The organism is Streptomyces sp. NPDC002328 (assembly GCF_042890065.1).
Lineage (GTDB): Bacteria > Actinomycetota > Actinomycetes > Streptomycetales > Streptomycetaceae > Streptomyces.
Genome location: NZ_JBIARQ010000019.1, coordinates 35,583 through 60,338, shown reverse-complemented (window position 1 = coordinate 60,338; position 24,756 = coordinate 35,583). Strand labels below are relative to the sequence as shown.

Annotated in this window: 18 protein-coding genes, 1 tRNA gene and 3 pseudogenes; 9 read left to right on the top strand and 13 right to left on the bottom strand. The window is 71.9% G+C overall.

The annotated features are described in order from the left end of the window. Window positions 1–17: 17 nt before the first annotated feature. The 9 genes from ACFYX4_RS33625 to ACFYX4_RS33585 all read right to left on the bottom strand — a co-directional run bounded on the left by ACFYX4_RS33625 (window position 18) and on the right by ACFYX4_RS33585 (window position 8,891). Window positions 18–767, bottom strand: coding sequence for a hypothetical protein (locus ACFYX4_RS33625; protein WP_389341440.1), 750 nt, complete (start codon window positions 765–767; stop codon window positions 18–20). 701 nt (window positions 768–1,468) lie between these two features. After that, on the bottom strand, window positions 1,469–2,932 hold the full coding sequence (locus tag ACFYX4_RS33620; protein ID WP_389341437.1) for an MFS transporter: 1,464 nt from the start codon (window positions 2,930–2,932) through the stop codon (window positions 1,469–1,471). Window positions 2,933–3,040: 108 nt separating this feature from the next. Next, a complete protein-coding gene (locus ACFYX4_RS33615; RefSeq protein ID WP_389341434.1) occupies window positions 3,041–3,739 on the bottom strand; it encodes an HAD family hydrolase in 699 nt (232 codons plus the stop codon). Further along, the gene (locus tag ACFYX4_RS33610) at window positions 3,736–4,704 is read right to left on the bottom strand and encodes a pseudouridine-5'-phosphate glycosidase (RefSeq protein ID WP_389341431.1); all 969 of its coding nucleotides are present in this window, start codon (window positions 4,702–4,704) and stop codon (window positions 3,736–3,738) included. Before ACFYX4_RS33610 ends, ACFYX4_RS33615 begins: the two co-directional genes overlap by 4 nt. Before the next feature lie 11 nt (window positions 4,705–4,715). Next, on the bottom strand, window positions 4,716–5,507 hold the full coding sequence (locus ACFYX4_RS33605; RefSeq protein WP_389341428.1) for a transglutaminase family protein: 792 nt from the start codon (window positions 5,505–5,507) through the stop codon (window positions 4,716–4,718). 15 nt (window positions 5,508–5,522) lie between these two features. Beyond that, entirely contained in the window at window positions 5,523–6,656 is a 1,134-nt protein-coding gene (locus ACFYX4_RS33600) for an acyl-CoA dehydrogenase family protein (protein WP_389341425.1), read from the bottom strand. A 32-nt stretch (window positions 6,657–6,688) separates the two neighbouring features. Next, window positions 6,689–7,063, bottom strand: a complete 375-nt coding sequence (locus ACFYX4_RS33595) for an ectoine synthase (RefSeq protein ID WP_389341422.1) — start codon at window positions 7,061–7,063, stop codon at window positions 6,689–6,691. An 89-nt stretch (window positions 7,064–7,152) separates the two neighbouring features. Next, on the bottom strand, window positions 7,153–7,419 hold the full coding sequence (locus tag ACFYX4_RS33590; protein WP_389341419.1) for an acyl carrier protein: 267 nt from the start codon (window positions 7,417–7,419) through the stop codon (window positions 7,153–7,155). Then, entirely contained in the window at window positions 7,416–8,891 is a 1,476-nt protein-coding gene (locus ACFYX4_RS33585) for an AMP-binding protein (RefSeq protein WP_389341416.1), read from the bottom strand. The genes ACFYX4_RS33590 and ACFYX4_RS33585 overlap by 4 nt, the downstream gene beginning before the upstream one ends. Window positions 8,892–9,274: 383 nt before the next feature. Between ACFYX4_RS33585 and ACFYX4_RS33580 the strand changes: the two genes are divergently transcribed. Next, complete coding sequence (locus ACFYX4_RS33580; RefSeq protein ID WP_389341413.1) at window positions 9,275–10,486, top strand: IS701 family transposase; 1,212 nt, start codon at window positions 9,275–9,277, stop codon at window positions 10,484–10,486. On the opposite strand, the gene ACFYX4_RS33575 is transcribed toward ACFYX4_RS33580, so the two are convergent. Continuing rightward, the gene (locus ACFYX4_RS33575; RefSeq protein WP_389341410.1) at window positions 10,447–12,567 is read right to left on the bottom strand and encodes a helix-turn-helix domain-containing protein; all 2,121 of its coding nucleotides are present in this window, start codon (window positions 12,565–12,567) and stop codon (window positions 10,447–10,449) included. The two genes, ACFYX4_RS33580 and ACFYX4_RS33575, sit on opposite strands and share 40 nt — an antisense overlap. Before the next feature lie 255 nt (window positions 12,568–12,822). On the opposite strand from ACFYX4_RS33575, the gene ACFYX4_RS33570 reads away from it, so the two are divergent. Beyond that, the gene (locus ACFYX4_RS33570) at window positions 12,823–13,653 is read left to right on the top strand and encodes a methyltransferase domain-containing protein (RefSeq protein ID WP_389341407.1); all 831 of its coding nucleotides are present in this window, start codon (window positions 12,823–12,825) and stop codon (window positions 13,651–13,653) included. A gap of 33 nt (window positions 13,654–13,686) precedes the next feature. Further along, window positions 13,687–15,936: an aminodeoxychorismate synthase component I gene (gene pabB, locus ACFYX4_RS33565; protein WP_389341404.1), complete on the top strand. Its 2,250-nt coding sequence runs from the start codon at window positions 13,687–13,689 to the stop codon at window positions 15,934–15,936. A gap of 111 nt (window positions 15,937–16,047) precedes the next feature. On the opposite strand, the gene ACFYX4_RS33560 is transcribed toward pabB, so the two are convergent. Next, window positions 16,048–16,938: a transaldolase family protein gene (locus ACFYX4_RS33560; protein WP_389341401.1), complete on the bottom strand. Its 891-nt coding sequence runs from the start codon at window positions 16,936–16,938 to the stop codon at window positions 16,048–16,050. Window positions 16,939–17,210: 272 nt separating this feature from the next. Between ACFYX4_RS33560 and ACFYX4_RS33555 the strand changes: the two genes are divergently transcribed. The 5 genes and pseudogenes from ACFYX4_RS33555 to ACFYX4_RS33535 all read left to right on the top strand — a co-directional run bounded on the left by ACFYX4_RS33555 (window position 17,211) and on the right by ACFYX4_RS33535 (window position 22,564). Then, a complete protein-coding gene (locus ACFYX4_RS33555) occupies window positions 17,211–17,984 on the top strand; it encodes a polysaccharide deacetylase family protein (protein ID WP_389341398.1) in 774 nt (257 codons plus the stop codon). A 242-nt stretch (window positions 17,985–18,226) separates the two neighbouring features. Next, window positions 18,227–18,856, top strand: a complete 630-nt coding sequence (locus ACFYX4_RS33550; RefSeq protein ID WP_389341395.1) for an anti-sigma factor — start codon at window positions 18,227–18,229, stop codon at window positions 18,854–18,856. A 176-nt stretch (window positions 18,857–19,032) separates the two neighbouring features. Continuing rightward, a pseudogene (locus ACFYX4_RS33545) lies at window positions 19,033–20,600 on the top strand (molybdopterin-dependent oxidoreductase). A 60-nt stretch (window positions 20,601–20,660) separates the two neighbouring features. Then, window positions 20,661–21,332, top strand: a complete 672-nt coding sequence (locus tag ACFYX4_RS33540) for a fasciclin domain-containing protein (RefSeq protein WP_389341706.1) — start codon at window positions 20,661–20,663, stop codon at window positions 21,330–21,332. A 710-nt stretch (window positions 21,333–22,042) separates the two neighbouring features. Next, the gene (locus tag ACFYX4_RS33535; RefSeq protein WP_389341391.1) at window positions 22,043–22,564 is read left to right on the top strand and encodes a hypothetical protein; all 522 of its coding nucleotides are present in this window, start codon (window positions 22,043–22,045) and stop codon (window positions 22,562–22,564) included. Between the two features lie 622 nt (window positions 22,565–23,186). Here ACFYX4_RS33535 and ACFYX4_RS33530 read toward each other — a convergent pair. Then, window positions 23,187–23,803, bottom strand: a pseudogene (locus ACFYX4_RS33530) (DUF3631 domain-containing protein); the annotation flags it as partial. Here ACFYX4_RS33530 and ACFYX4_RS33525 point away from each other — a divergent pair. Further along, window positions 23,788–24,580 (top strand): annotated as a pseudogene (locus tag ACFYX4_RS33525) (tyrosine-type recombinase/integrase); the annotation flags it as partial. The pseudogenes ACFYX4_RS33530 and ACFYX4_RS33525 overlap by 16 nt on opposite strands. A 62-nt stretch (window positions 24,581–24,642) precedes the next feature. Here ACFYX4_RS33525 and ACFYX4_RS33520 read toward each other — a convergent pair. Beyond that, a tRNA-Thr gene (locus tag ACFYX4_RS33520) sits at window positions 24,643–24,716 on the bottom strand. Window positions 24,717–24,756 lie beyond the last annotated feature (40 nt).

Here is a 24,756-nt window from a genome sequence, read left to right as displayed (position 1 = left end):
AAAGCGCACGGCGCCGCTCACGGAAGCGGGCGGGCGAAGAGGCTTCCGTGAGGGGATGCGGGGGTGGTCTCGGGGGCGGTCTCGGGGGCGGTCTCCGGTGCGGCATGGCGCAGGCCGTACCAGAGGACCGCCTGGTTCGAGGTGATGACCGGAACGCCCAGCTCCTGTTCCAGCGGGACGACGGCGGCCCGGGACGGGAAGCCGCTGCCCGGCACCAGGACGCCGTCGGGGCGCGGATGGTCCGGGTCGTGGAACGCCTCGACGACCTGCCGGTACACCTCGGCGGGGTCGATCGTCCAATGGGCGCCCTCGTCGAAGGCGTTGTAGCGGACGACGCCCTCCCACTCGGCCCCGAGCCGGAACTGGACCAACCGGGTCCGCTCGACGCCGACCTCGCTCAGGTACTCCTCCGTGGCCCGGAACGTCGGCTCGGTGAACCAGGGCGGCATGACCAGCAGCGGGCGTCGTACCCCGGACGCCCGCAGGGCGGCCGTGATGGCCGTCGCCGCCGTGTACACGGGCAGGCCGTGGGCGTGCGCGGCGGCTTCCGCGATGAACTCGGCGTCGAAGGAAGGCCCTCCGAAGAAACTGCTCGACCCGAAGCAGAGCGCGACGCTGTGCGCGCCCAGCCGACCCAGCTGATCGAGCCCCCGGACGACGTCGGGCGCGTTGGCGAGGGCCCCGGCGGGGCTGCCGACGTACTCGGTGTCGGCGGGCCGTGGGCACTCGAAGCGGGCGGTGTGCACGGAGACGCCCTCAGGGGCCATACGCCAGATCTCGGTCTCGGGAACAGGATCGTTGTGAATAACGAGAATGCCCAACCGAGCGGCAGTCCCGGCCATCGGCCGTGCGGTCAACGGCGCTTCGGTCGCCGGCACTTCACTCATCGGCGCTTCGGCCACCGGCCCTGCGGCCACCGGCGCTCCGGTCACCAGCGCTTCGGCCACCGGCTGTGCAGCCACCGGCTCTCCGGTCGCCGGCACTCCGGTCGCCGGCGCTTCGGCCACCGGCCCTGCGGCCACCGGTGCTTGGGCCACCGGCTCTCCGGTCGCCGGCACTCCGGTCCCTGGCACTTCGGCCACCGGCCGTGCGGCCAAAGGCGCTTCGGTCACCGACCCTGCGGCCACCGGCCCTGCGGCCACCGGCACTCCGGTCAACGGCGCTTCCGCCACCGGCCCTGCGGCCACCGGTGCTTGGGCCACCGGCTCTCCTGTCGCCTGCACTCCGGTCCCTGGCACTTCGGCCACCGGCCGTGCGGCCAAAGGCGCTTCGGTCACCGGCCCTGCGGCCACCGGCACTCCGGTCAACGGCGCTTCCGCCACCGGCTCTCCGGTCGCCGGCACTCCGGTCGCCGTCGCTTCGGCCAACGGCCCTGCGGCCAACGGCGCTTCGGTCGCCGACCGTGCGGTCAACGGTGCTTCGGTCGCCGGCTGTTCAGTCGTCGGTCGTGTGGAGATCCGCCCCGCGGTCATCGGGCCTCACCCGCCGCCGCTGTGGCCGGGACGCCGTCCGCTGATGTGGCTTTTCGGTCCGGTGCGGGCTTCGTGTCGCGTGCGAAGCCGAGCCAGGCGAGGGCCGCGCCGGCCACCGCGATGCCGCCGGCCAGCAGGAAGCCGGTGCGGAACGCCCCGTCGCCGGGGTCCGTGCCCAGGACGAGGATCAGGGCCGCCACACCGAACGCGCCTCCCGCGTACTGGGTGGTGGTCATCAGCGCCCCGGCCACGCCCTGGTTGCGGTCGTCCACGTCACGGGTGCCGCCGACGAACATCGAGGTGTAGATCATGCCGTGCCCGAGTCCGCTGACGATCAGACCGGGCAACATCCCCACGACGTAGTCGTGTTGGCGCGCGGAGAGGCCCAGCAGCAGGAGTCCGGCCGCGCCGACCGCGAACGCCAGCGTCAGGCAGCGGCGCACGCCGAGGACGCCCACCAGCTTCCCGGCGATCATGTTCCCGAAGGTGATGCACGCGGCGAGCGGCAGGAACGCCATGCCCGCGGCGAGCGGCTCGAAGCCGCGGCCGTCCTGGAGCAGCAGCGTCACCAGGTAGAACTCCACACCCGCCACGCTCGCCATGTACAGCGCGGAGGAGCAGCAGCCCATGACGAGGCTGCGGGTGCGCCGCAGCGCAGGATCGACCAGCGGCTGCCCGCTGCCCCGTTCCCGCAGGGTGAACAGCACCAGCAGAACGGCCCCCGCGAGGAAGCTGGACAGCGTCAGCGGCGCGGTCCAGCCGATGTCGGCGGCCAGGGTGAGACCGAGGACGGAGACGAGCACCAGGGCGGTGCACAGCACGGCGTTGAGCACGTTGAGGGCGGCGGTGCGGCCCTGCTCCGCCTTCTCCGGCCTCCCGGGCAGGAACCGGGGCGCGGCCAGCGCGCACAGCACGGCGAAGGGCAGGTTCACGAAGAACGTCCAGCGCCAGGACAGGGTGGTCAGCAGTCCGCCGATGACCACGCCCGCGGCGAGTCCGCTGGCGCCGACCGTCCCCCAGACCGCGAGCGCCCGGGTGCGCTCCCGGCCCGCCGGGAACGTGGTGTTCACCAGGGCCAGGATCGACGGCTGGAGGCAGGCCGCGGCGACGCCCTGGGCGCCGCGGGCGATCAGCAGCAGCGCGGCGTTCGCCGCGAGGCCGCCGAGCAGCGAGGCGACGCCGAAGAGCACCAGCGCGGCCATGAACAGCTTGCGGGCGCCGAGCCGGTCCCCGACCCGGCCGCCGACGATCAGGAAGCCGGCGAAGAACACGGAGTAGGCGCTGACGACCCACTGCATGGCGCTGCCGGACAGCGTCAGGTCGGAGCCGATGTCGGGCAGGGCGACGAAGATGACGGAGAAGTCGAGCGCGATGAGGAACTGGGCCGCGGAGAGGGTGATGAGGCCGCCGACGGGGCTGCGGGACGCCGTCGGCGCGGAGGGTGGGGTCGGAAGAGTCATGGTGGGGTGACCGCCTGGTTCTCTGGTCGTCCTGGACGGGGGTGGGTGGGGCTGCTGTGTTCGGTGAAGCAGCTGGGTCTCAAGTGCGAGGGCGAGGGCGAGTGCAGGTCAGGAAGGGGCCGGGGCCGGAGCCGGGGTGCGGCCGAGCGCCCTTTCCAGCGCGCCGACCGTGTCCGCCACCAGCCCCGCGCCCGCCTGCGTCAACTGCGCCGCCGTGGCGACCCCGTAGGAGACGCCGATGGCGTCCATGCCGGCCGCCGTCGCCATCCGCATGTCGTCCACGGCGTCGCCGACGACCACGCACCGCTCCGGTGCCACGCCGACCGACCGGGCCGCGAGCAGCGCCAGGTCGGGATGGGGCTTGCCGCGCGGGGCCATGCCGTGGCACACGATGGCGTCGAACTCCTCGACGAGACCGGCGGGCCGCAGGAGTTCCAGCGCGCTGTCCCTGATCTTGCTGGTGCAGATCGCGGTCCTCACGCCGTCGTCCCGCAGCCGGCGCAGCAGCTCCGGCACCCCGGGGAAGACCAGGCCGGCGGCCCCGGGCACGACCTCCGCACGGAACCGCTCCCGGAACCGGGCGACCGCGCCGGTCACCTCCGGGTGCTCCTCGGTCAGCCCCGTGAGCTCGGCGAAGACCGCCGTGAGCGGCTTGCCGACGGTGGCGCGCACCCGCTCCGCCGGGACGTCCGGACGGCCCGTGCCCTCCAGCACCCGGTGCAGCACGCCGGCGATGGCCCCCGGAGTGTCCAGCAGCGTGCCGTCGAGATCGAACAGGACGGCGGCGGGCCGCTCGTACGCCGTCATGAGCGCGCCCCGGCGTGCCCGGCGACCTCGGCGGCGAGCTGGAGGGCGAACTCCCCGGCGACAGTCGCGGTGGACAGCAGCACGGACCGGTTGGCGGCCGAGGTGCGTCCCTGGGTCGCCCGGGCTATCGCCTTCAGCAGGTACGGCGTGATCGCGGGACCGGTGACCCCGGCGGCCCGCGCCTGGGCGGTGGCGTCCGCGAGGGCGTCCTCGATGTCGGCGGACGGGATGCCGTCCTCGTCCCGGATCGGATGGGTGACCAGGGCCGCCGTGTCGTTCCCGGCCCGCCAGTGGGCGAGGGTGACGGCGGCGATCTCCCGCAGGTCGTCGAGCCGGTGCGGGTTGCGCACGCCGCTGCTGACGCTCAGGTAGGCGGGGAAGTCGTCGCAGCGGTAGCCGATCACGGGGATGCCCGCCGTCTCCAGCCACTCCACCGTCCAGGCGGGGTGCAGCATCGACTTGGCGCCCGCGCACACCACGGCGACCCGGCTGCGGGTGAACTGCGTCAGGTCGGCGGAGATGTCGAAGGTGTCCGGGGCGTCGCGGTGCACGCCGCCGATGCCCGCGACCGCGAACACCGGGATGCCGGCCAGCTCGGCCGCCACCAGGGAGGAGGAGACGGTGGTGGCGCCGGGGCCGCCGCGCGCCAGGGTGATGCCCATGTCCCGGGTGCTGACCTTGGGCACGTCCGGATCGGTGGCGAAGCGTTCGAGCTGTTCCTTGGTCATGCCGACGCGGATCCGGCCGTCGAGGAGCGCGATCCGGGCGGGGACCGCGCCCGCCGCGCGGACCCCCGCGTCGATGTCGAGCGCCAGGTCGAGGTTGGCCGGGTAGGGCAGTCCGTGCGGGATGGCCGAGGACTCCAGGGCGACGACCGGGCGTCCCTCGTGCAGGGCCTCGCGCACCTCCTCGTCGATGTCCAGCAGAGCGGGGCCGGCGGCGGGCGCCGCGGTGGTGGCGTTCATGGTCGGACTCCTCAGCGATTCAGGGCGGGCGAAAGGTCGGCTACGGACGAGGGACCGGCTACGGACGGAGCGGCCACGGACGGACCGGCCCCGGACGACGGACCGGCTTCCGATGCGAGCGAACCGCCCCGGACGGTGCTGGTCCCTTCCAGGAACCGCGGGTGCGCGGTGCGCATGGACGTCATCACGAACTCGTAGGGCAGGTCGTCGAAGGCGCCGTGGTCCTTGAGGAACTCCATGGCGGCGCCGCTGCCGTGCGGGTGGTACAGGCTGTCGGAGCGCCCGTCGAACTCCAGGGGCGCCATGCCGTACAGCTGGCAGAGCAGTTTGTTGAAGACGGGGGTGGCCTTCACCCAGCGGCCGTCGAGGTGGACTTCGGTCAGGCCGTGGAAGAAGACGTCGCCGCCGATGTGCTCGATCAGGCGGGGTGAGGCCAGGTGGTTGCGGACGTCGCCGTACACCAGCCGGGACGGGATGCCCAGGGCGCGGACGGAGGCGGCGAACAGGGCCGACTTGTGCAGGCAGAAGCCGGACTTCGCGGTGGCGGTGCGGGACGCCCTCAGCCCCTCGCGGGACAGATCGGCGCCGTACACCTCGTAGTGGACGGTGTCGCGGACCGCGTAGTAGAGCTTGACGGCGTTGGCGCGGCGGTCGGCGGAGCGGTCGTCGACGACGCCGTCGATGAAGGTCTGCACCGCCTCGGACTCGTAGTCGAGGAACTCGGTCGGTTCGGTCAGCTCGTCGAGACTGCCGAGACCGCCGAGGCTGCTTTGACTGCTGAGACTGCTGGGCACTTCTGTCATGGGCTCGTTCCCTGGTCAGAGGCCGAGGAGGCCGGCGATCCGGGTGCGCTGGATCTCGCTGGTCCCGGAGTAGATGGTTCCGGCGACGGAGTCGCGCAGTGCGCGCTCGACCCCGTGCGCGGTGAGCACCCCGCGTCCGCCGTGGATGCGGACCGCGTCCAGGGCGTTCTGCACGTTCGCCTCCGAGACGACGGTCTTGGTGGCGGCGAGGTCGACGGCGGCGTCCTGACCGGACTCCACCTTCGTCCCGGTGTCGTGCAGCCACTTCCGGGCGGTCTCGGTGCGGATCTTCATGTCGGCGATCTTGTGGGAGATCGCCTGGTGCTTGCCGATGGGCCGGCCGAACTGGGTCCGGTCCCGGGCGAACCGGATGGTCTCCGTCAGCCGGCGGGTCATCTCGCCGAGCGTGATGGAGAAGGAGAAGAGCACCTCGCGCTTCATGACGTGGTCGAGGACGAGGAACCCGGCGCCCTCCCCGCCGATGCGGTGCGAGACGGGCACCCTCAGCCCCTCGAAGGCGAGGGTGCCGACCGGGCTGGTGCGCAGCCCGATCTTGTCCATCGCCGGCCCGACCTCCAGGCCGGGCGTGCCGGCCTCGACCAGCAGACAGGTGAGGCCGAACGGGCCGGGCTGACCGGTGCGGACGTAGAGCAGGAAGAGGTCCGCGACCGGGGCGTTGGTGATGAACATCTTCCCGCCGTCGACGACGTAGTGATCGCCCTCGCGCACCGCGGTGGTGGAGATGTTCATGGCGTCGGAGCCGCCGGACTCCTCGGTGATGGCGTGCGCGGTGATCAGATCGCCGGAGACGATCTTCGGGAGGTAACGCTCCTTCAGATCGTGGTCGCCGAACTGCTGGAGCGGCACGCCCACGGACACGATCTGGGTCGAGGCCGAGAAGGACAGACCGGAGTCGCGTGAGACGCGGCCCAGTCCTTCCAGGGCCATCATGGTGTCGGTCAGGGACCGGCCGTGCCCGCCGTGGACGGGATCGAAGGGGGTCCGCAGGATCCCGGACTCCTGGACGGCCGACCACTTGCGCCGGGAGAACTCGGCCCTGCCGTCCAGTTCCTCGAGGTCGGCGTTGAGCCGCTCGGCCCAGGGGGTCGTCAGATGCAGGAGGTCGAGCTGCGGTGGCTGGTCGGACATGGCTGTACTCCTCGAAGCGGGGCCGGCGCCGGTCAGTACTGGGAGAAGCCGTCCTCGGACAGGGTGTGCCGCTCGTTGCCGACGATCGGCGGGTTGAAGACCGAGACCAGGTGCAGGTCCTCGTAGTCGGAGGCGATGAGGTAGTGCGGGTCGTGCTGGTCGAGGACGTAGATCGTGCCGGGCATGATCTTGTGCCGGGTGCCGTCCTTCTCGACGACCTCGCCGGAGCCCTCGACGCAGAAGCAGGCCTCCAGGTGGTCGCGGTACTGGAGGGCGCTGGTCGTGCCCCGGCGCACCAGGGTCACGGCGAAGGCGAAGCCCATCCGGTCGGCCTCGACCAGGAGCCGGTGGCTGGTGCCGTTGCCCCACTCGACGGGGACGACGTCGTCGACGCTGCGGGTGAACACAGGAGTACTCCTCAAATGGTGGGAAGGGAGGGAAAGACAGGTGCGGGTGTGGGGGTGGAGATGAGGACGCGTGCGGCGGGGTCCGGCCCTCAGGCCGCGACGGACTCGGAGTGGGCGCCGATCAGTTCGGTGATCGCGGCGATGGTGCGGAAGTCGTCCGGCTTGATCGTGAGGCCGTCCATCGGCACCGAGTAGGCGGTCGCGATGTGCGAGACCAGCCGGACCAGGCCGAGGCTGTCGATCACTCCGGAGGCGACGATGTCGAAGTCGTCGGTGAGGTCCGAGGCGTCCTCACCCGCGAGGAACTCGGCGGCGATGAAGCCGCGGATCTCGTCGGCTGTCTCTTGGGCGGTCATACGGTCGTTGTCTCCTTGATGCGGTCGGTGCGGATCCGGTCGCGGTCGGGCTTGCCCGTGGACGTGCGGGGCAGCGGCTGGTCGGTGATGTGGACGGACGAGGGGATGGCGTGCCGTGGCAGCCGCGCGCCGGCGTGGCTGCGCAGGCCGAGTCCGGTCAGCGCGGCGGCGGGACGCCGGGTCACCCTGGCGTGCAGCCGGACCCCGGCCCGGTCGTCGGGCAGCGCCACGACGACCGCCTCGGCCACGTCGGGGTGGCCGGCGATGACGGCCTCCACCTCCTGGAGGTTCGTGCGGATGCCGCGCACCTTGACCTGCCAGTCGGCGCGCCCCTGGAGGTGGACCAGACCGTCCGGGGACCGGGTGACGAGGTCGCCGGTCCGGTAGTAGGTACGGCCGTCGATATCGGTGAACGCCCTCTCGTTCAGGGACCGTTGGAGATAGCCGTCGGTCTGGAACGGCGTCGACACCAGCAGCTCGCCGCCGCCCGCGCCGTCCAGCGGCGTTCCGTCGGCGCCGGCGACCAGCGCGCGCACCCCGGGCAGGGGGCGGCCGATCGGCAGCCGTTCGGGCGCCTCGGTGCGGGAGACCTCGTGCATGAACGAGTCGTTGGTCTCGGTGCAGCCGAACACGTTGTGCAGCCTCGCCCCGGGGTACGCGGCGAACACCGGGGGCAGCAGGTCGGCGGGCATCGCCTCGCCGGTGAGGACGGCCTGACGGACCGCGGGGTACACCCCGCCGGCGTCCCGGGCGAGCAGCCGGTGGAGCAGGGGAACGCCCTGGACGAAGCTGACGCCCCGCCCGGCCACCAGCTCCCGCAGATGCCGGGCGTCCGCGGCATGCTCCTTGCCGACCAGGACGACATGCGCGCCGAGCCGCAGGAACGTCCATACGTCGAGCAGCGCCAGGTCGAAGTTGAGGGGGGCGTAGGAGAGGGCGACGTCGTCGCCGGTGAGCTGGAAGGCGTCGGCGGCCCAGTCGGCGAACGCGGTGAAGCCGTCGACGGGGACGGGCACGATCTTCGGGGTTCCGGTGGAGCCGGACGTGGTGAGCAGCAGCCGGGTGCGGGCCGGGTCGGGAGGCGCGAACCCCGCCGCCTCGGACTCGTCCGGCGCTGTCGGCTCGGCCGACAGGACGCCCTGTTCGTCCGCGACGAGCAGGTAGGAGGCACGCGCCCGCCGGCTCAGCCGGACTCGCGCCTCGGCCCCGAGGTCGGGCGAGGGGACGAGGGCGACCAGCCCCTCGCGGAACACGGCCAGGAGCAGGGCGACGGTCTCCGGCGTCTTGTGCGCCGGAACGCAGACGGTGGTGCCCGGGGCGATGCCCAGCCGCTCCAGCCGGCCGGCGAACGTCCGCGTGAGGTCGTCCAGTTGCTGGTAGGTGACGCTCCGGTGGCAGCAGGACAGTGCCACCCGGTCGGGGTGTTTCTCTCGGTGCGCGCCGACGGCGTCGGCGAGGTGCGGTGACGGCATGGACTACCCCCGGACAGTGGGACGAGGACTCGGCTCGATGCGGGCGCCCCGCTGTTCGGGGCCCGGTGCCGAGCGCTGATCACGGCACTCACTGTGTGGAGCGGGCCGGGGGCGCCTCAAGCGCTGCCCCGGATCCTCATCAGGTCCGGGAAAGTCCGTCAGGTCGCCCCTTGATGAAGGGGAGGACCCCGCCCGGCGGTGGTGGCCGGACCACCGCCGCGGAGTCGGCTCGGGCCCGGACGGCCGGTGTTCGAGGGCGCCGGTGGTGGTCCGGCCACCACCGCGGCGGCCCGACAGGGTTCCCGCGACACCTCCTCGGGCGGCCGGGCGACTCGGCAGTGTGGGAGGCGTCAGGAGTCAGCGGGCGAGAGGCAGGCGTGACCATGAGCAGAGCCGTCTTCAGCGGACCCTGGACGGACCCCGGGTGGGCGGCCGTCCACCCGCCGGCGGACATCGTCGCGGAGCTGTCCGCCGCCCTGTTCCCCCGGGCGCTGCGCCGGAAGGACCAGCGCTGGTGGGCCGAGCAGTACGTGCGCGGGCTGCTCGCCGCCGACGGCCGCAAGTCGGTGCGCCGGATCGCCTCCGCCGTCGGCGGCGGGGCCGCCGAGCAGAGCCTGCACCACCTCATCGCCTCCTCCACCTGGTCCTGGTCGCCGATGCGGGAGGAGCTGGCCCGCCACCTCCAGGACGCCATGCCGCCGTCGGCCTGGGTGGTCCAGCCGATGGCGATCCCCAAGGTCGGCGAGCACTCGGTGGGCGTCGGCCGCCACCTGGTGCCGCGCCCCGGCCGGCCGGACAACGGGCAGCAGGCGTTCGGCCTGTGGTTCGCCTCCGAGCAGGCGAGCGCCCCCGTCAACTGGCGGCTGCACCTGCCGGGCGGCTGGATCCGCGACCCGGAACGGCGACGGCGGGCCGAGATCCCCGACGGCGTGGTCGAGGAGACGCCCGAGGAGTGCGCGGCGGCGGTCGTGCGGTCCACGCTCAAGTGGCGCGTTCCGCGCCGGCCCGTGGTGCTGGGGGCGGCGGGCCCGGACCTGGCCGCGACGACACGGCGGTACCAGGAGGCCGGGGTGCCGCTGCTGGTGAGGGTCTCCGGCGCCACCGCCGTGACCGTGCGCGAGCCGTCGCTGCCCGGCTTCGGCGCGGGACCGCTGAGCGCGGGGCGCGTCGCCGACTCGGTCAGGGCGCTGCGCCGGCCCGTACGGTGGGCCGATCCGCTGGACGGCCCCACGCTCGTACGGAGTTCGCTGGTGGTGGGCGTCCCGGTGACCCTGCCCCGGGCCGGCGGGGACGACGGGCGGCCGGGGCTGCTGATCGGCGAGTGGAGCGATCCCCGCCGGCCGCCGACTGAGTTCTGGCTGACCGACCTGGACCGCACGCCGGTGCCGGCCCTGCTGCGGCTGACCAAGCTCGCCCGGCGGGTGACCCGGGACTGCGCCACGGCGGGTCAGCAGGCCGGGCTGCGGGACTTCGTGGGCCGGTCGTTCAGGGGCTGGCACCGGCACACCACGCTGGCCTCGGTCGCCTACGCCGCGCGGGCGCTCGCCGACGCGGACTACGGCGTGTTCGACGTCCAGGAGGCCCGCAGCGCCTGACCGGGCGGTCGTCTGCCACCGCCGCCGCCGCTGCCGCCACTTCCGCCGCCGCTGCCGCTGCCGCCGCCGCTGCTATGACCGTCACCGTCGGCGTCCGCCAGGAGGTGCCGGGTGCGGTGCAGCCGGAGCGCCAGTTGCACTTCGAGGGCCTGAGCGGGCTCCTGCCAGTGCGGGCCGAGCAGATCGGTGATCCGCTCCAGCCGCCGCGAGACGGTGTTCGGGTGGACGTGCAGCAGCTCCGCCGCCCTCGTGGGACTGCTGCCGGAGGCGAAGTACGACTCCAGGGTCCGCAGCAGCTCCGTCGACTGCTGGCGGTCGTAGTCCAGCACCGGCCCGATCGCCGAGCCGACGAACCGCGTGACGTCCTGCCTCTCGGACAACAACAGCCCCAGGAAGCCGAGTTCCCTCGGCGACGCCGTGCCGCCCGTGCCGTCCAGCACGGTGAGCGCGTCCAGGCACCGCTGGGCCTCCCGGTAGACGTGCCGGACGTCGTCCGGCGCGCCGGACGGCCCCGCCGCGCCCCCGGTCACCGGGTGCCCGAGCACGGCGGACAGCTCCCGTTGCACCGCGCGGGCGGACCCGGCCGGATCCTCGCCCGGCAGCAGGAGCACGATATGGCCGCCGTCGACGTACTTCAGCCCCGACAGCCGGTGCGCGTACGACGCCGCCCAGGCGTTGGCCCGGCTCTGCGAACCGCCTTCCGGCCGGACGACGACGATGACGTGCGGCTCGCCGAGGTCCACCGCGAGCCGACGGCCCCGGGCCGCGAGCTGCCCCGGCGGCAGCTGGGAGACATGGAGCAGATCGTGCAACAGCTCGTCCCTGACCTGGCCTTCGGCCACCGCCGTGCTGCGCTGCATCAGCAGTTGGACGGCGACGGCCTGGGCGACGAGGCCGAGTAACTGGTCCTGTTCCTCGGAGGGGGCCCGCTCGCCGCTCAGCACCAGGGTGCCCAGACTCTCCGTACCGCCGGTGACCGGGCACGCCGACAGCAGACCGCCCGCGCCGTCGTCGATCTGCACGAGCCCGCCGGCGGCCTGCGCGTCCAGGCAGATCCGGTCGACGAGAGCGCCGTCGATCACCGCGCTGTCTGTGAGATCGCGGCCTGTGAGAGCGCTGTCTACGCGGGTTGAACCGGTGCCCGAAAAAACGGCGGGGAAGTCCTCCGTGTGCGCGAGATCCTTGCTGACGGTGTCGCGCACCAGCAGCGCTCCGCGCAGTTCCGCCGCCGCCCGCTCCACCAGGGCGGTCAGCTCATCGCCGCCGAGCGCCAGGTCGATCAGGCTCCGGTGGACGCTGTGCAGCCTGCGCGCGCTGGCGGAGGAGTCCATGGCCTGCGAGACGTCGCCGGTCAGCTCCGCGACCTCGGTCCGGGTCCGCTCCAGCAGCCGGGTCCGTTCGATGGCGACGGCCGCGAGATCGGCCAGCGAGGTCATCAGCGAGATCTCGTGGGGCAGGAAGTGACGGATGTTGCGGTCCGCGACGTAGAGCACGCCCAGCGTCGAGTGCTCGTGGCGCAGCGGGACGGCCATGATGGCCCGCAGCCCCTCGGAGCGCACCACATGGTCGATGGCCTCGTTGTGGACGAAGGTCTCGTCCCGCATGTAGTCGGACGTCCAGAAGGGCGCGGACCGCTGCTGGGCGTGCCGTCCGACGCCGCCGCCGCTCGGCACCTTGAACCCGACGGTGATCGCCGAGGCGTGGCCGTCCGCGGCCCGGACGCAGGACGTTCCGTCGTCGCCGGGGAGGCTCACCCACGACATGTCCAGGCCCATCAGCAGCCGGGCCCTGCGGGTGATCACGGCCAGCAGGCTGTCCAGGGTGTACGGCTGGGTCAGGTCGCGGGCGGTGTCGACCAGCGCGGACAGCCCGGCCTCGCGCTGCTGGCGGCGGGCGAACAGCTGTCTGACTTCCAGGGAGCGGTTCTTGGCCGCGACGACCCCCGCCAGATCGGCCTCGGAGGCGCCGCCCTCGGCCGCCTGCCGGACCAGTTCCTCGAAGTGCTCGACGGGCGCCTCTCTCGCCAGGAGTTCGAGCATGGCGAGCGCGTATTCCTCGAGCGGTCCTCCACCGGTCGGCACCCTGCGGCTCCCCCCGAGCAAATGTGCAAGATCGATGGAAAGCTAAATCCAATTTTTCCCACTGGTCAACAAGTTCCCGCTCGAGACGCGGTATAAGGCCAGTTCAGCACCCTTGACTGTGACGCGATCACCTCCCCGGCGACCAAGTGCTGTCGTCGGAGCACCTTCCTTCACCTCCTGACCACCCGTCACGCTCGGCACCACGGGCATCGCGCAGTGCGACGCCGCCCAGCCGACCGGAACAGGTGGGGACTCATGTCGGACACATCGCAAGTGCGGGACACCACAAGGGTGCAGGACTACCGGCGTTCGCTGGAACGCAGCCGGCAGTCCCTCGGCCGTGCGGACCGGCCCTCCGTCTTCCGCCTGGCCGGGCGGGAGTGGGATCTGCTCGACGAGGTGTTCGCGCCGGTGTACTCGCCGTCGACCGCCGTCGCCCTGGACTTCCTCGGGCTCACCGGGCCGACCGATCTCACCGGGCCGGCCGATCTCACCGGATCCACCGACCTCGCCGGATCCACCGACCTCGCGGGATCCACCGCGCCCGGTGACGACCGGGCGCACCGGGGATCGTTCCTGGAGATCGGGTGCGGCACGGGCGTCATCGCGGTGACCGCCGCTCTGGCCGGCCACGGCCCGGTCGTCGCCTCGGACATCAACTCCCGGGCGGTGCGCAACGCGGCCGTCAACGCCCGCCGCCACGACGTGACGGACCGGGTCAGAACCGTGCACGGCGACCTGTTCGCCGGACTCGGCGACGACGAGCGCTTCGACACCGTCTTCTGGAGCTCCAACTACGTGCTGGGCCCCGACCACTACCAGTACGAGTCGGACCACGAGCGCGCCTACGTCGACGCCGGATACCAGTCGCACCGCCGCTACCTGGAGCAGGCGCCGCACCGGACGGCGCCCGGCGGGCGGGCCCTGCTGCACTTCAGCAGCCGGGGCGACTACCCGTACCTGAAGCGCATAGCCGCCGAGACCGGCCGCGAGCTGCGCCTGCTGGGCAGCTGCCCGGTCCGGGAGGGGGAGTACGGCGACGACCTCGTCGAGCACCTCCTCCTCCAGATCCTGACCACCGACTGACCGGCCCGTTCTGGCGAGGAGAGACCAGCCGTCATGCGCACACTGCTCGTCGACAACTACGACTCGTTCACCTACAACCTCGTTCACCAGATCGCGCGCGTCACCGGCGAGATGCCGACGGTCGTCCGCAACGACGACCCGGACTGGCGTCCCGCGCTGCTGGCGGACTTCGACAGCGTCGTCGTCTCGCCGGGACCGGGAAATCCCGTGCGCGCCGCGGACTTCGGCATCTGCCGGGAGATCGTCGAGCGCACCGCCCTTCCGCTGCTCGGCATCTGCCTCGGCCACCAGGGCATCGGGCTGGCGCACGGGGCACGCGTCGGCCGCGCCCCGCAGCCCCGGCACGGACAGACCTCGCCCGTGCTGCACGAGGGCGACGGCCTCTTCACCGGGCTGCCGTCACCGTTCGAGGCGGTGCGCTACCACTCACTCGCCGTGACCGGCCTCCCGGAGGACCTGGAGGTCACGGCCTGGACGCCGGACGGCGTGGTCATGGGCCTGCGGCACCGGACGCGACCGCAGTGGGGCGTGCAGTTCCACCCGGAGTCGATCTGCTCCGAGTACGGCGACGAACTGCTGGCCAACTTCTACGAACTGGCCCGCTCGGGGGTGGGCCGCGCCGAGGAGAGGTTGTACGTCGGACCGGCCGCGACGGCTGCCGCCCGTCCGGCTGCCGCAGTCACCTCGGCGGTCACCGCCACCCCAGGCCTCTCAACTGCCGCCCCGGGCCTCTCAACTGCCACTCCGGACTTCTCGACTGCCACTCCGGGCACCTCCGTCGCCCGGCCTGCTCCCCGCACCCCGTCGCTGCGGGTCCTCACCGCCCAAGTCCCCACCCCCTGCGACGACGAGACCCTCTTCGAGCGGCTCTTCTCCGGTGGCGACCACGCGTTCTGGCTGGACAGCAGCCGGCGCGACGAACGGAACCGGTTCTCGGTCATGGGCGACGCCTCGGGGCCGCTGGCCCGGGTGGCGACGGCCGATGTCGCCACCCGCACCGTCACCGTGCGGTCGGCGACGTCCGAGGAGACCGTCGAGGGGCCGTTCCTCGAATGGCTCGACCAGGACCTCGCCTCCCTCGACGTCGAAGTCCCCTCGCTCCCCTGCGACTTCGCCCTCGGCTGGACCGGCTACCTCGGCTACGGACTCAAGGCCGAGTGCGGCGGTCGCACCGGCAGCCGAGCCGACAGCGGGGCGGGCAGCCGGGCGGGCGGTCACGCCGAGGAGCCCGACGCCGTGATGGTCTTCGCGGACCGGGCCCTCGTCCTCGACCACCACACGGGCACCACCCATCTGCTGGCCCTCGCCGAGGCCGACGCGACGCACTCCGCGCGCGACTGGCTCGACCGCACCGCGCGACGGCTCGCCGGACTCACGGGCGCCCCCGCGGCCCTGCCGCCCGAACCGCCCGCCGCCTTGGGCGAGTTGCGGCTGCGCCACGACCGCCCGGCCTACCTCGGCCTCATCGACGAGTGCCAGGAGGAGATCGCCGCCGGGGAGAGCTACGAGATCTGCCTCACCAACATGGCCGAGGTGCGCGGCGACCTGGACCCCTGGCAGGGGTACCGCTTCCTGCGGCACACCAGCCCCGCCCCGTTCGGTGCCCTGCTCCGCTTCGGCGAGCTGTCCGTGCTCTCCACGTCCCCCGAGCGCTTCCTGCGGATCTCGGCCGACGGGATCGTCGAGTCCAAGCCCATCAAGGGCACCCGCCCCCGCGGCTCCACCCCGGCGGAGGACGCCGCCCTCGCCGCCGACCTGCGCACCAACGAGAAGGACCGCGCCGAGAACCTGATGATCGTCGACCTGGTCCGCAACGACCTCGGCCGCTGCGCCGAACCCGGCACCGTGCGCGCCGACCCGGTCTTCGCCGTCGAGAGCTACGCCACCGTGCACCAGCTCGTCAGCACGGTGACCGCCCGGCTGCGCCGCGACAGCAGCCCCGTGAGCTGCCTGCGCGCGGCCTTCCCGCCGGGATCGATGACCGGCGCGCCCAAACTGCGGACCCTGGAGATCATCGACCGCCTGGAGAACGGCCCGCGCGGGGTGTACTCCGGCGCCATCGGCTACCTGTCCCTGTCCGGCGCGGCCGACTTCAGCGTCGTCATCCGCACCGCCGTCGTCACCCCCGGCCGGCTGCGCTACGGGGTGGGCGGCGCGATCGTCGCGCTGTCGGATCCGGCGGCGGAGTTCGAGGAGACCGTCGTCAAGGCGGCCCCGCTGCTCGCGCTGACCGGCGCCGGGTTCCCGGAGCTGCCGGCCCAGGTGCCGGCGGCCACCCGGTGACCCCGCGCCCCCGGCACCGAGGGCCCCTTCCCCGAGGCCCCCTTCCCCGAGGCCCCCTTCCCCGATGTCCCCTCCCCCGGTGACTCCGACACCGCGGGCCCGCCGACGCCGTCAGCCGAATCGGGCCCGCAGCAGTTCCTCCCCGACGGCCTCGGCGTCCACGTCCCGCTCCGCGAGCAGGCGCAGCGCGCGCGTGGCCTGCTCGTGCCGTCCCATCAGCGTGTCGCCCTGAAGCCCGTGCCCGCGGGCCGCCGCCTCCGCCGTCTCCACCGTCAGCACATGCGCGGTGTTCCAGCTGACCAGGGACGGCACCTGCTCGGGCCGCGTCTGCGACCACAGCAGCATCGGCGGACGGGCGCCGCACTCGCGCAGGCTCTGCCAACGCTCGCAGGCCAGCGTCATCTCCCGCGTCCGGTACAGGAGGCGGGCGGTGGCCAGCCCCGCCGTGTCGCGCAGCCCGCTCGCCGCACCGTCGGAGAGCCGGTCCAGGCGGGCGTTCACCTCCGCGTCGAGCGCCCCCAGGTCGCAGGACGTGGCCGCGCCCAGGGCGGCCAGGTCCACGCCGCGCGCCCGGGCCAGCTCCAGGCCCGTGCGCTGGGCGTCCAGCACGGCACGGTACTGCCGTACGGAGAACACGCAGGTGGACTCGACGCCGATGCCCTCGGCGAGGCATCCGGTCACGGCGTCGATCCCGGCCCGGTTCGCCGGCACCCCGACGAGCAGGTTCGGCCGGTCCACGCCGCTGCGCAGCACGCGCGCCGCCGCCACCCAGGCGGCCGGATCGTCCCCGCCGTCGAAAGCCGCCGCGGCGAAGGCCACGAAGCCGCCGCTCTCCCGCAGTGAGTCGCACGCCGCCCGGACCACGCCGTTCGGCGCTCCGAACGGCATCCGGATCCCGCGGAACCCGCACGACACGGCGTCGAGCACCGGTGGCTGCTCCCACGGACCTGCCGCCCACCAGGGCGAAACCCCCTCGGCGGCAAGCTCTTTGAGAAGTCTCATAGCTTCAGCCGTCATCACCCCTCGACGCTAAGCCCGCCCGCGCCGGGCAGTCGACCGCGAGCCCCAGAGGCTGTCAAGTCGCCGTCAATACGGCCCCCTCGGGCACATGGCCCCTCGGCCCCTGCCCGGCCGCCGTCGGCCCAGTGTCCGTGAACTCCCCCGAGATTGTCCGTGATCGGTAACGGACGCATCCCCTCGCAACGGCTCCTCGTCCTGCCAGTTGGTCGCGAACGACCGCGAGCGACGAGGGACTTGGCGAAGGCGGGGCGGGCATGGCACGGCACGGCGGCAGGCGGAACTGGTACGGCAAGCTGATCGGGGCGGCGCTCGGGGTGACGGTGCTCGCCACCGGCGCGTCGGTGTGGACCGCGCAGGCCGGCGGCACGGACACCGCCACCCCGAAGACGACCGCGTCGGCCGAGCCGAGCAACGAGGTCAGGCCGGTCGCGGCGACCATCGTGCACGCCTCCGACAAGGGCCCGCGCGGCGTCAACATCACCATCGACGACGGTCCCGACCCCGTGTGGACGCCGCCCATGCTCGACCTGCTGCGGGAGCACGGGGTGAAGGCCACGTTCTGCATGGTGGGGACGCAGGCGAAGGCCCACCCCGACCTCGTGAAGCAGGTGGTCGCGGCCGGGCACCGGCTGTGCGACCACTCCGTCTCGCACGACACCGCGATGGACAAGAAGTCCGAGGCCTACCAGTCGCAGCAGATACTCGACGCCGAACGCATGATCACCGAGGCCTCCGGGGGCGTACGGCCGATGTACTACCGGGCGCCCGGCGGGGCCTTCACTCCGGCCAGCCGCGCGCTCGCGGCCTCCCGGGGCATGCGCCCGCTGGGCTGGAACGTGGACTCCAAGGATTTCGAGCGCGGGGGCGCGGACGCCATCGTCGCCACCGTGCAGCGGCAGTTGCACAACGGGCCGACGCTCCTCTTCCACGACGCGGGCGGCGACCGCTCCCAGACCGTCGAGGCCCTGCGCCGCATCCTCCCCTGGCTGAAGGAGCAGGGCTGCTCCTTCGGCTTCCCGGTGCGCTGAACCGGGTCGATCCATGGCCGTGGCGGCTTCGAATCCCTGGTGAAGCCGCGTCACTCCGTACCTCCAGGAGCGGTCATGACCACCGTCGTCACGTCCCCCGTTCGTTCCACCCGTGCCAGTCACCGCGTCCGGCCGGCCCGCAGCCGTCACGCCCCCGAGGTGGCACGCAGGATCACTCTCCCCCGAACGACGAGGCCGCCTACGAAGGACATCTGAGCGCGTGCGACGCCTGCCGGCGCGAGGTGGCCGAGCTGACCGAGGCGGCGGCCCGCCTCCCCCTCACCGGCACGGAGACGGCCGCCCCGCCGACCGGTCTGCTCGACCGCGTCCTGCACGAGATCGACCGCACCCCGCAGGAGACAGGCACCCACCGCCTGCCCGGCCGACGGTGGCGCGGACGAGTCCCCTCCTGGGCACTGGCCGCGAGCCTCGCCGCCGCCGCCGCGTTCGGCGGCTTCGCCGCCTGGCAGTACACCCGGGCCGACGACGCCCGCGCCCAGGCGACGACCCTCCAGAGCGGTCAGCACGCGCTGACCCACGTGCTGACCGCACCGGACGCCGCCGTGCACGCCGGGGGCCTCACGGGAGGGGTCTCGGCGGCGGTCGTCGTCTCCCACGACGAGAACCGGGCCGCCTTCGTGGCCACGGACCTGCCGACGCTCGACGACGGCAAGGTCTACGAGCTGTGGTTCGCGGCCCCCTCGGGCCGCCTGAGCCCGGCCGGCCTCCTCCCGGGCGCCGGCGGCCGCCCCGCCCTCGTCCTGGAGCGCCCCCTCGGCAAAACGATCGCGGTCGGCATCACCGTCGAACCGGCCGGCGGATCCGCCCGCCCCACCACCGAGCCGCTCGGCATCATCCCCATCAGCCCATGACGCCACATAAGAAAACATGACTCCTCATATCCGTAGCAGATACGGATGCGGATTGGTCCGGAGAAAAGATTCACCCAATCCGGTATCCGACCAATCCAAGGACCCCCCGGGCCCGGATTCTCCCCGTGAGGGACGAAAAGGGGAAACCGCGGAACGGCCCCGGCCGGACACGGCCGATGCTGGGCGCGCTCAGCGGCGCACTGGCGGCCTTCGCCGCGCTCGCCACGGCCGAGCTGGTGTCGACGCAGGTGAGGCCGCAGTCCAGCCCCGTCGTAGCGGTGGGCGGCGCGACCATCGACCGCACACCCGCCGCGGTGAAGGACTGGGCGATCCTAAATTCGGCACGGACGACAAGCTGGTTCTCCAACTGGGAGTCCTTTCCGCGCTGGCGCTATGCGCCCTCGCTCTGGGAATTTCGGCACTACGATTCCGGCGCACGGCTTCCGCCGGCGTACTGCTGTTCGGAGCCGTGGGAGCACTAGCGGCCACCGGCCGACCGGACGCACACGGCCTCTCCGACGCCGCACCGTCCGTGACGGGCGCGATCGCAGGAGCCGCACTGCTCCACACCTTGGCCGGCCGCCTGACTCCCCGGGGACCGGCACGGACGACGACCACCCCGGAGCCCGCCCCGAAGACTGCCCCGACTCCCGACCCGGAGCCCGCCCCGAAGGCCGACCCGGAAGCCGATCCACTAGCCGGCCCGCTCGCCGACCCGCCATCCGGTCCGCGACTCCGTCCGGGTTGGGATCGCCGTGGTTTCGTGATCGCCGCGACGGCTGCCGCCGCCGCGTCCGCGGGAGCCGGCGCGCTGGGCCGGAGCCTGAACGTCTCGAGCGGACGGGACGCGGTCTCCTCCCGCAAGGCCGAACAGCGCCTTCTACCGCGTCGACACCGCCCTCGTGGTGCCCAAGGTGGACGCGACGAGATGGCGGCTGCGCATCCACGGCGAGGGCGTAAGCCGCCCCTCACCCTCACCTACGACGATCTCCTCCAACGCGAGCCGATCGAGCGCGACATCACCTTGACCTGCGTCTCGAACGAGGTCGGCGGCCCGTACGTCGGCAACGCGCGCTGGATCGGCGTACGCCTCTCCGAACTGCTCGCCGAGTGCGGCGTACGGCCGCCCTTTCAAGGCGGGCCGGCCGACCAACTGGTCGCCCGCTCGGTCGACGGCATGACGATCGGCACCCCGGTGGAGGAGGTGATGGACGGCCGGGACGCCCTCCTCGCCCTGGGCATGAACGGAGAACCGCTCCCCTTCGCCCACGGCTTCCCCGTCCGGATGGTCGTGCCGGGCCTCTACGGCTACGTCTCCGCGTGCAAGTGGATCGAGGACCTCGAACTCACCACCTTCGCCTCCTACGACCCCTACTGGATCAAGCGCGGGTGGGCGCGCAGGGCGCCGATCAAGACCCAGTCGCGGATCGACACCCCGAAGCCGTTCGCCCGCCCGAGGGCCGGCACGGTCATGGTCGCCGGGGTCGCCTGGGCCCAGCACCGCGGCATCGAGAAGGTCGAGGTCCGCGTCGACGACGGCCCCTGGCAGGAGGCCAGGCTCGCAGCCGAGGACACGCGCGACACCTGGCGCCAGTGGTCCTTCCCCTGGCAGGCCACCAAGGGCGGCCACACCCTCACCGTCCGAGCCACCGACCGCACCGGCCGGCCACAGCCCGAAAACCGCACCCGAACCGCACCCGACGGCGCGGCCGGACACCACTCCGTAGTGGTGACCGTCGATTAGCCCCCTCCCCCATGCCGGCACGTCACCCCAACAAACAAACCGGAGAACCCCATGAACCGCATGAACACCCGTATCCGCCGCAAGGCCGTGATCCTCGCCGCGGCAGCCGTACTACCCCTGACACTGAGCGCCTGTTCCGACGACAGCGGGGCAGACTCGGCGTCGTCGACCGACTCCTCCACAAAGGCGTCCGCCTCGAACAACGGGATGGGCGGCTCCGACAACGAAATGAGCGGCTCCGACGCCTCGACGTCCGACCAGCCCTTCGGCCCGGCCTGTTCGACGGTCCCCCAGGACGGCGCGGGTTCCTTCGACGGCATGGCGAAGGAACCTATGGCCACCGCGGCCTCCAACAACCCCGCCCTGTCCACGCTGGTCACGGCCGTTCAGAAGGCCGGCCTGGTCGACACCCTCGACAACGCCCAGAACATCACCGTGTTCGCACCGACCGACGAAGCCTTCGCGAAGATCCCCAAGGCCACCCTGGACAAGGTCCTGAACGACAAGGCACAGCTGACCAAGATCCTCACGTACCACGTCGTAGGCCAGAAGCTGACCCCGACGGACCTGAAGAACGGCTCCTTCGACACCCTGGAGAAGTCAACACTGAAGACCTCCGGCACGGGCGACTCCTACACCGTCAACGACTCCGCCAAGATCACCTGCGCCAACATCAAAACCGCCAACGCCACCGTGTACATCATCGACACAGTCCAGATCCCCACCACCTGACCCCACACGGCCCGGGGGACACGCGCGCGTACCCTGGGCGCGGGTAGTTCACGGGAACAGAAAGGCCCAGGTCAAATGCGACATGACCTGGGCCTCCAATGAGCCGCCTTCAAGACGTGCGGGGCGGCGGCTTCGTGAACCTTCCCCAGTCGGCCCGTACGGCCGAGCTATCGGATCTCCAGCGCCGCGTGCAGACGTCGCCTGTCGGCGGTGTCGTTGAGGGTGGCGCGCCACGCCTCCGCCTGCAGCCCCTCGGATGCGACCCACAGGCGGTGGGTCGGCCGGGGATCGCCGGTCAACACCCCTGCGAAGTCCAGGATGAGTCCGCGCGGGACAGTGGGTTCGGGGGTACCGGCATAGTTGCGGGCGTCCTCTTCGTCGACCTCATAGAGACGCTATCCCGCGCTGAGGGCGCCGAGAGACTCCGTGGAACTGGGCACAGCCGACATTGCTAGCGATGTCAGGGGAGTTGATCGCACGCCCCGGTAGAACGTGCTGATCACCTGCATCAGCTTGCCGCTGCTGTACGGACACCATGAGGTCCCGCCGAGCCGACTCGATAGGTAGCATCCGACAGTTTTACCAACTCACCGACAGACAGTCTGCGAAGTAACTAGAACTAACCGCTAGACACGGCAACTAAGCTTGTGTCAGAGTCAGTTCTGCCGCCATACAAACACGCTGGCATCGCGCACCTTCGGGGAGAGTTCATGACGCAGGAACCACAGACTCAGTTCGTCTCGGTGCCAGTGCCGAGCCAGTACGTCACGCAGGTGTACGCCTATCTCGCCGAGCTGGCTGGAACCACAGCTGCTACTCCCCCCGTCTCCGGGATTCCGCCGGTGGACCCGCCGGCGAACTCGACGGCTGACTCCTCGGACGGCGAATCGCTTCCGGTGGTGGAGTGGACTGTGGAGGACTTCCGTCGGCTGGCGATCGAACCGTTGAGTTCGGTCCAGGCGGTCGTCCGTGTGCTGGACCTTCTGGCAAAGCAGCCCGACACCCGGGTGAGCTACACCTCGATCGCTCGCCACCTGGACATCGAGAAGAAGAGCCTGCAAGGCAACCTCTCGGCATTCACCCGCGCCGTACGCAAGCACTACAAGCGCCGTAACTGGCCCATGACGTGGGCGGAGGCGCTCACCGACGAGCCGGGGCTGAAGTCGGAGTTCTTCTACACGCTGAGCGCACCGGTTGCCGAGCGGTGGCTCAGGGCCCGCGCACAGAGCTGACCTGCCGGACAGAGTGGGGACGTGTGTTCGACGCACGCCCCCGCTCTCTTGTCTTCACACCCGCTGGCGGCGCGGTCGTCGATGCTGTTCGTCCCTGGTGTCACCCGCGTCGGGTAGGGCTCACCGGCGCGGCTGGTTGGGCAGGCACACGGGGGCGGTTGACGGCTGGGGCAACGTACAGAAATCGGCCCACTCCCTGCGCGGTGGTGCTCCATAGGCGGGCCGCTCCAGCTCGCCGGTTGGGGGCAGGGTTGCGGCCGGTGTGCTGCATACGAGTGAGGAGGACGCGGGCCGGTCGGCAGACCGTGGTGAGTTCGCGTTGGGCCGCTGCTTCCGTCAGGAGCTGGTGCGGTTAGTGGCCGCGTGCTTCGCTGTCGGAGAGAAGTGCCGCGAGGGCGGACCAGCCGGTGTCGGGGACCATGCGGACCGCGTCGTCAGAAGAGCCGCCCGTACGTCGTGAGCAAGCGTGCGCCGGGCGGTCTCGTCGGTTCGGCAGGGCGAGAGTTCAGTGAGTACAGGGGCGAGGGTCTGATCGGCCGCCGCCTGCAGGGACCGCAAGGACGGCAACCGGGGGTGAGGGCGGGTGCCAGCTCTCGCTGCGGGCGAGGCCGAGGCCGACAGCGACCGTGTGGACGGTCGGGCAGTAGTGGCGCCACGCGTCGAGGAACTTGTTGCGCATGTACGGCGCTGAGTGCCGTCGACGAGGCGGACGTTGCCGGGCCTTGTGTCGAAGTCATCCAGCAGCGCGCCGAGCTCACGCGGGCTCAGCCCGTTGCGCCCTCACTCCGCCCAAGGACCTTTTAGGTGCTGGCGCAGGTGGTGCAGGCGTTTGTCCGTGGAGAGGCTGTCGACCTGTCGCTGGGCGACGAAGACCCGCCGGATGGCGGCCAGGATCCGCGCTGAACTGGGGTGGTCCTCCTCGACTGCCGCTTCGGCTGTGACGATCTGCGCGCACGCCGCGCGGGCGAGGTGGGATTGGCGTCCGGCGGCAAGGTCGGCGACGATCACCAGAGGCTTCCAGGTGTCGGCGGCGCGGACCTCCACCGGCATGGCTGGTTCCCGGTCCACGGCCTCGTCGAGGAGCGGCCGTGTCCATGCGGCAATCCGGTCGCGCAGGTCGTGAAGGGCCGGGGTGTCGCGGCGGGAGCGGAAGGGCTTGACGCTCTCGCCCTCGGCCCGGCGGCGCATGCGGATCACCACCGACCGGTCCATAATCGTGTCGGACCGATATCCGGTTCCATCTGAAGCCTCGCATCGGCCACCACCGAGCTGGACCGACTCCGCGTGAGCCATCTCAGCGAGATGTTCACCGCCGTCGCCGACGGCAACGGCGAGATTCTGGAGCAGGACGCCCAGCGTCGGGCCCCGGTGGAGGAGTTGGCCACCATGCCGAGGAAGGGCACGGACTACCGCGCCCGCCACAAGGTGATGAAGACGGCGATCGGTGCCATGCCCCCGTTCCGGCGGGTGACCGGTGCGGCTGCCCGCCTGCGCGTATCAAGCCCACGTCGAACTCGATCCCGCGCGCAGCCGAAGGCTCTGGTACGGGCGGACACGCGGGTCGCCAAGCGGGAGCAGACGGGTTGGAAGCCCTCGCCCGTGATGGTCTGGACGCCCGACCAGACCGGCGCGTTCCTCGACTTCGTCGCTGGGGGCCGGCCGCACGCGATGTGGCACCTGATCGCCTTCCGCGGCCTGCGCCTCGTAGCCGCCTCCGGTCTCCCGCCGATCCGGATGCACGACCTCCGGCAAGGGGCGGCCACGCTCATGCTCGCCGCCGGCATCGACATGAAGATCGTGTCGGACCCGCTCGGGCACAGCGACACCGGGATCACGCGGGACACCTACCAGAGCGTCCTGCCGCAGGTCGGCAAGAACGCGGCCGAGGCCACCGCCAAGCTGCTCCCGCTTCAGCGGAAGACCGAGGCGGAGGAGGCCGCACGTAAGGCCGCCAAGAACAAGCAGCGCGCCGGACAGCTCCGCTCACGCAAGCCTCACCGCACTCCGGTCGGGTGATACGTCGTGCCCCGAACAGAAAAAACCCCAGGTCACGGCGAGTGAGTCCTGGGGTTGATCCGAGCCGCCTTCGGGATTCGAACCCGAGACCTACGCATTACGAGTGCGTTGCTCTGGCCATCTGAGCTAAGGCGGCGCGCTGTCCGCACCATGGTGCGATCAGCAACGTCGGTAAG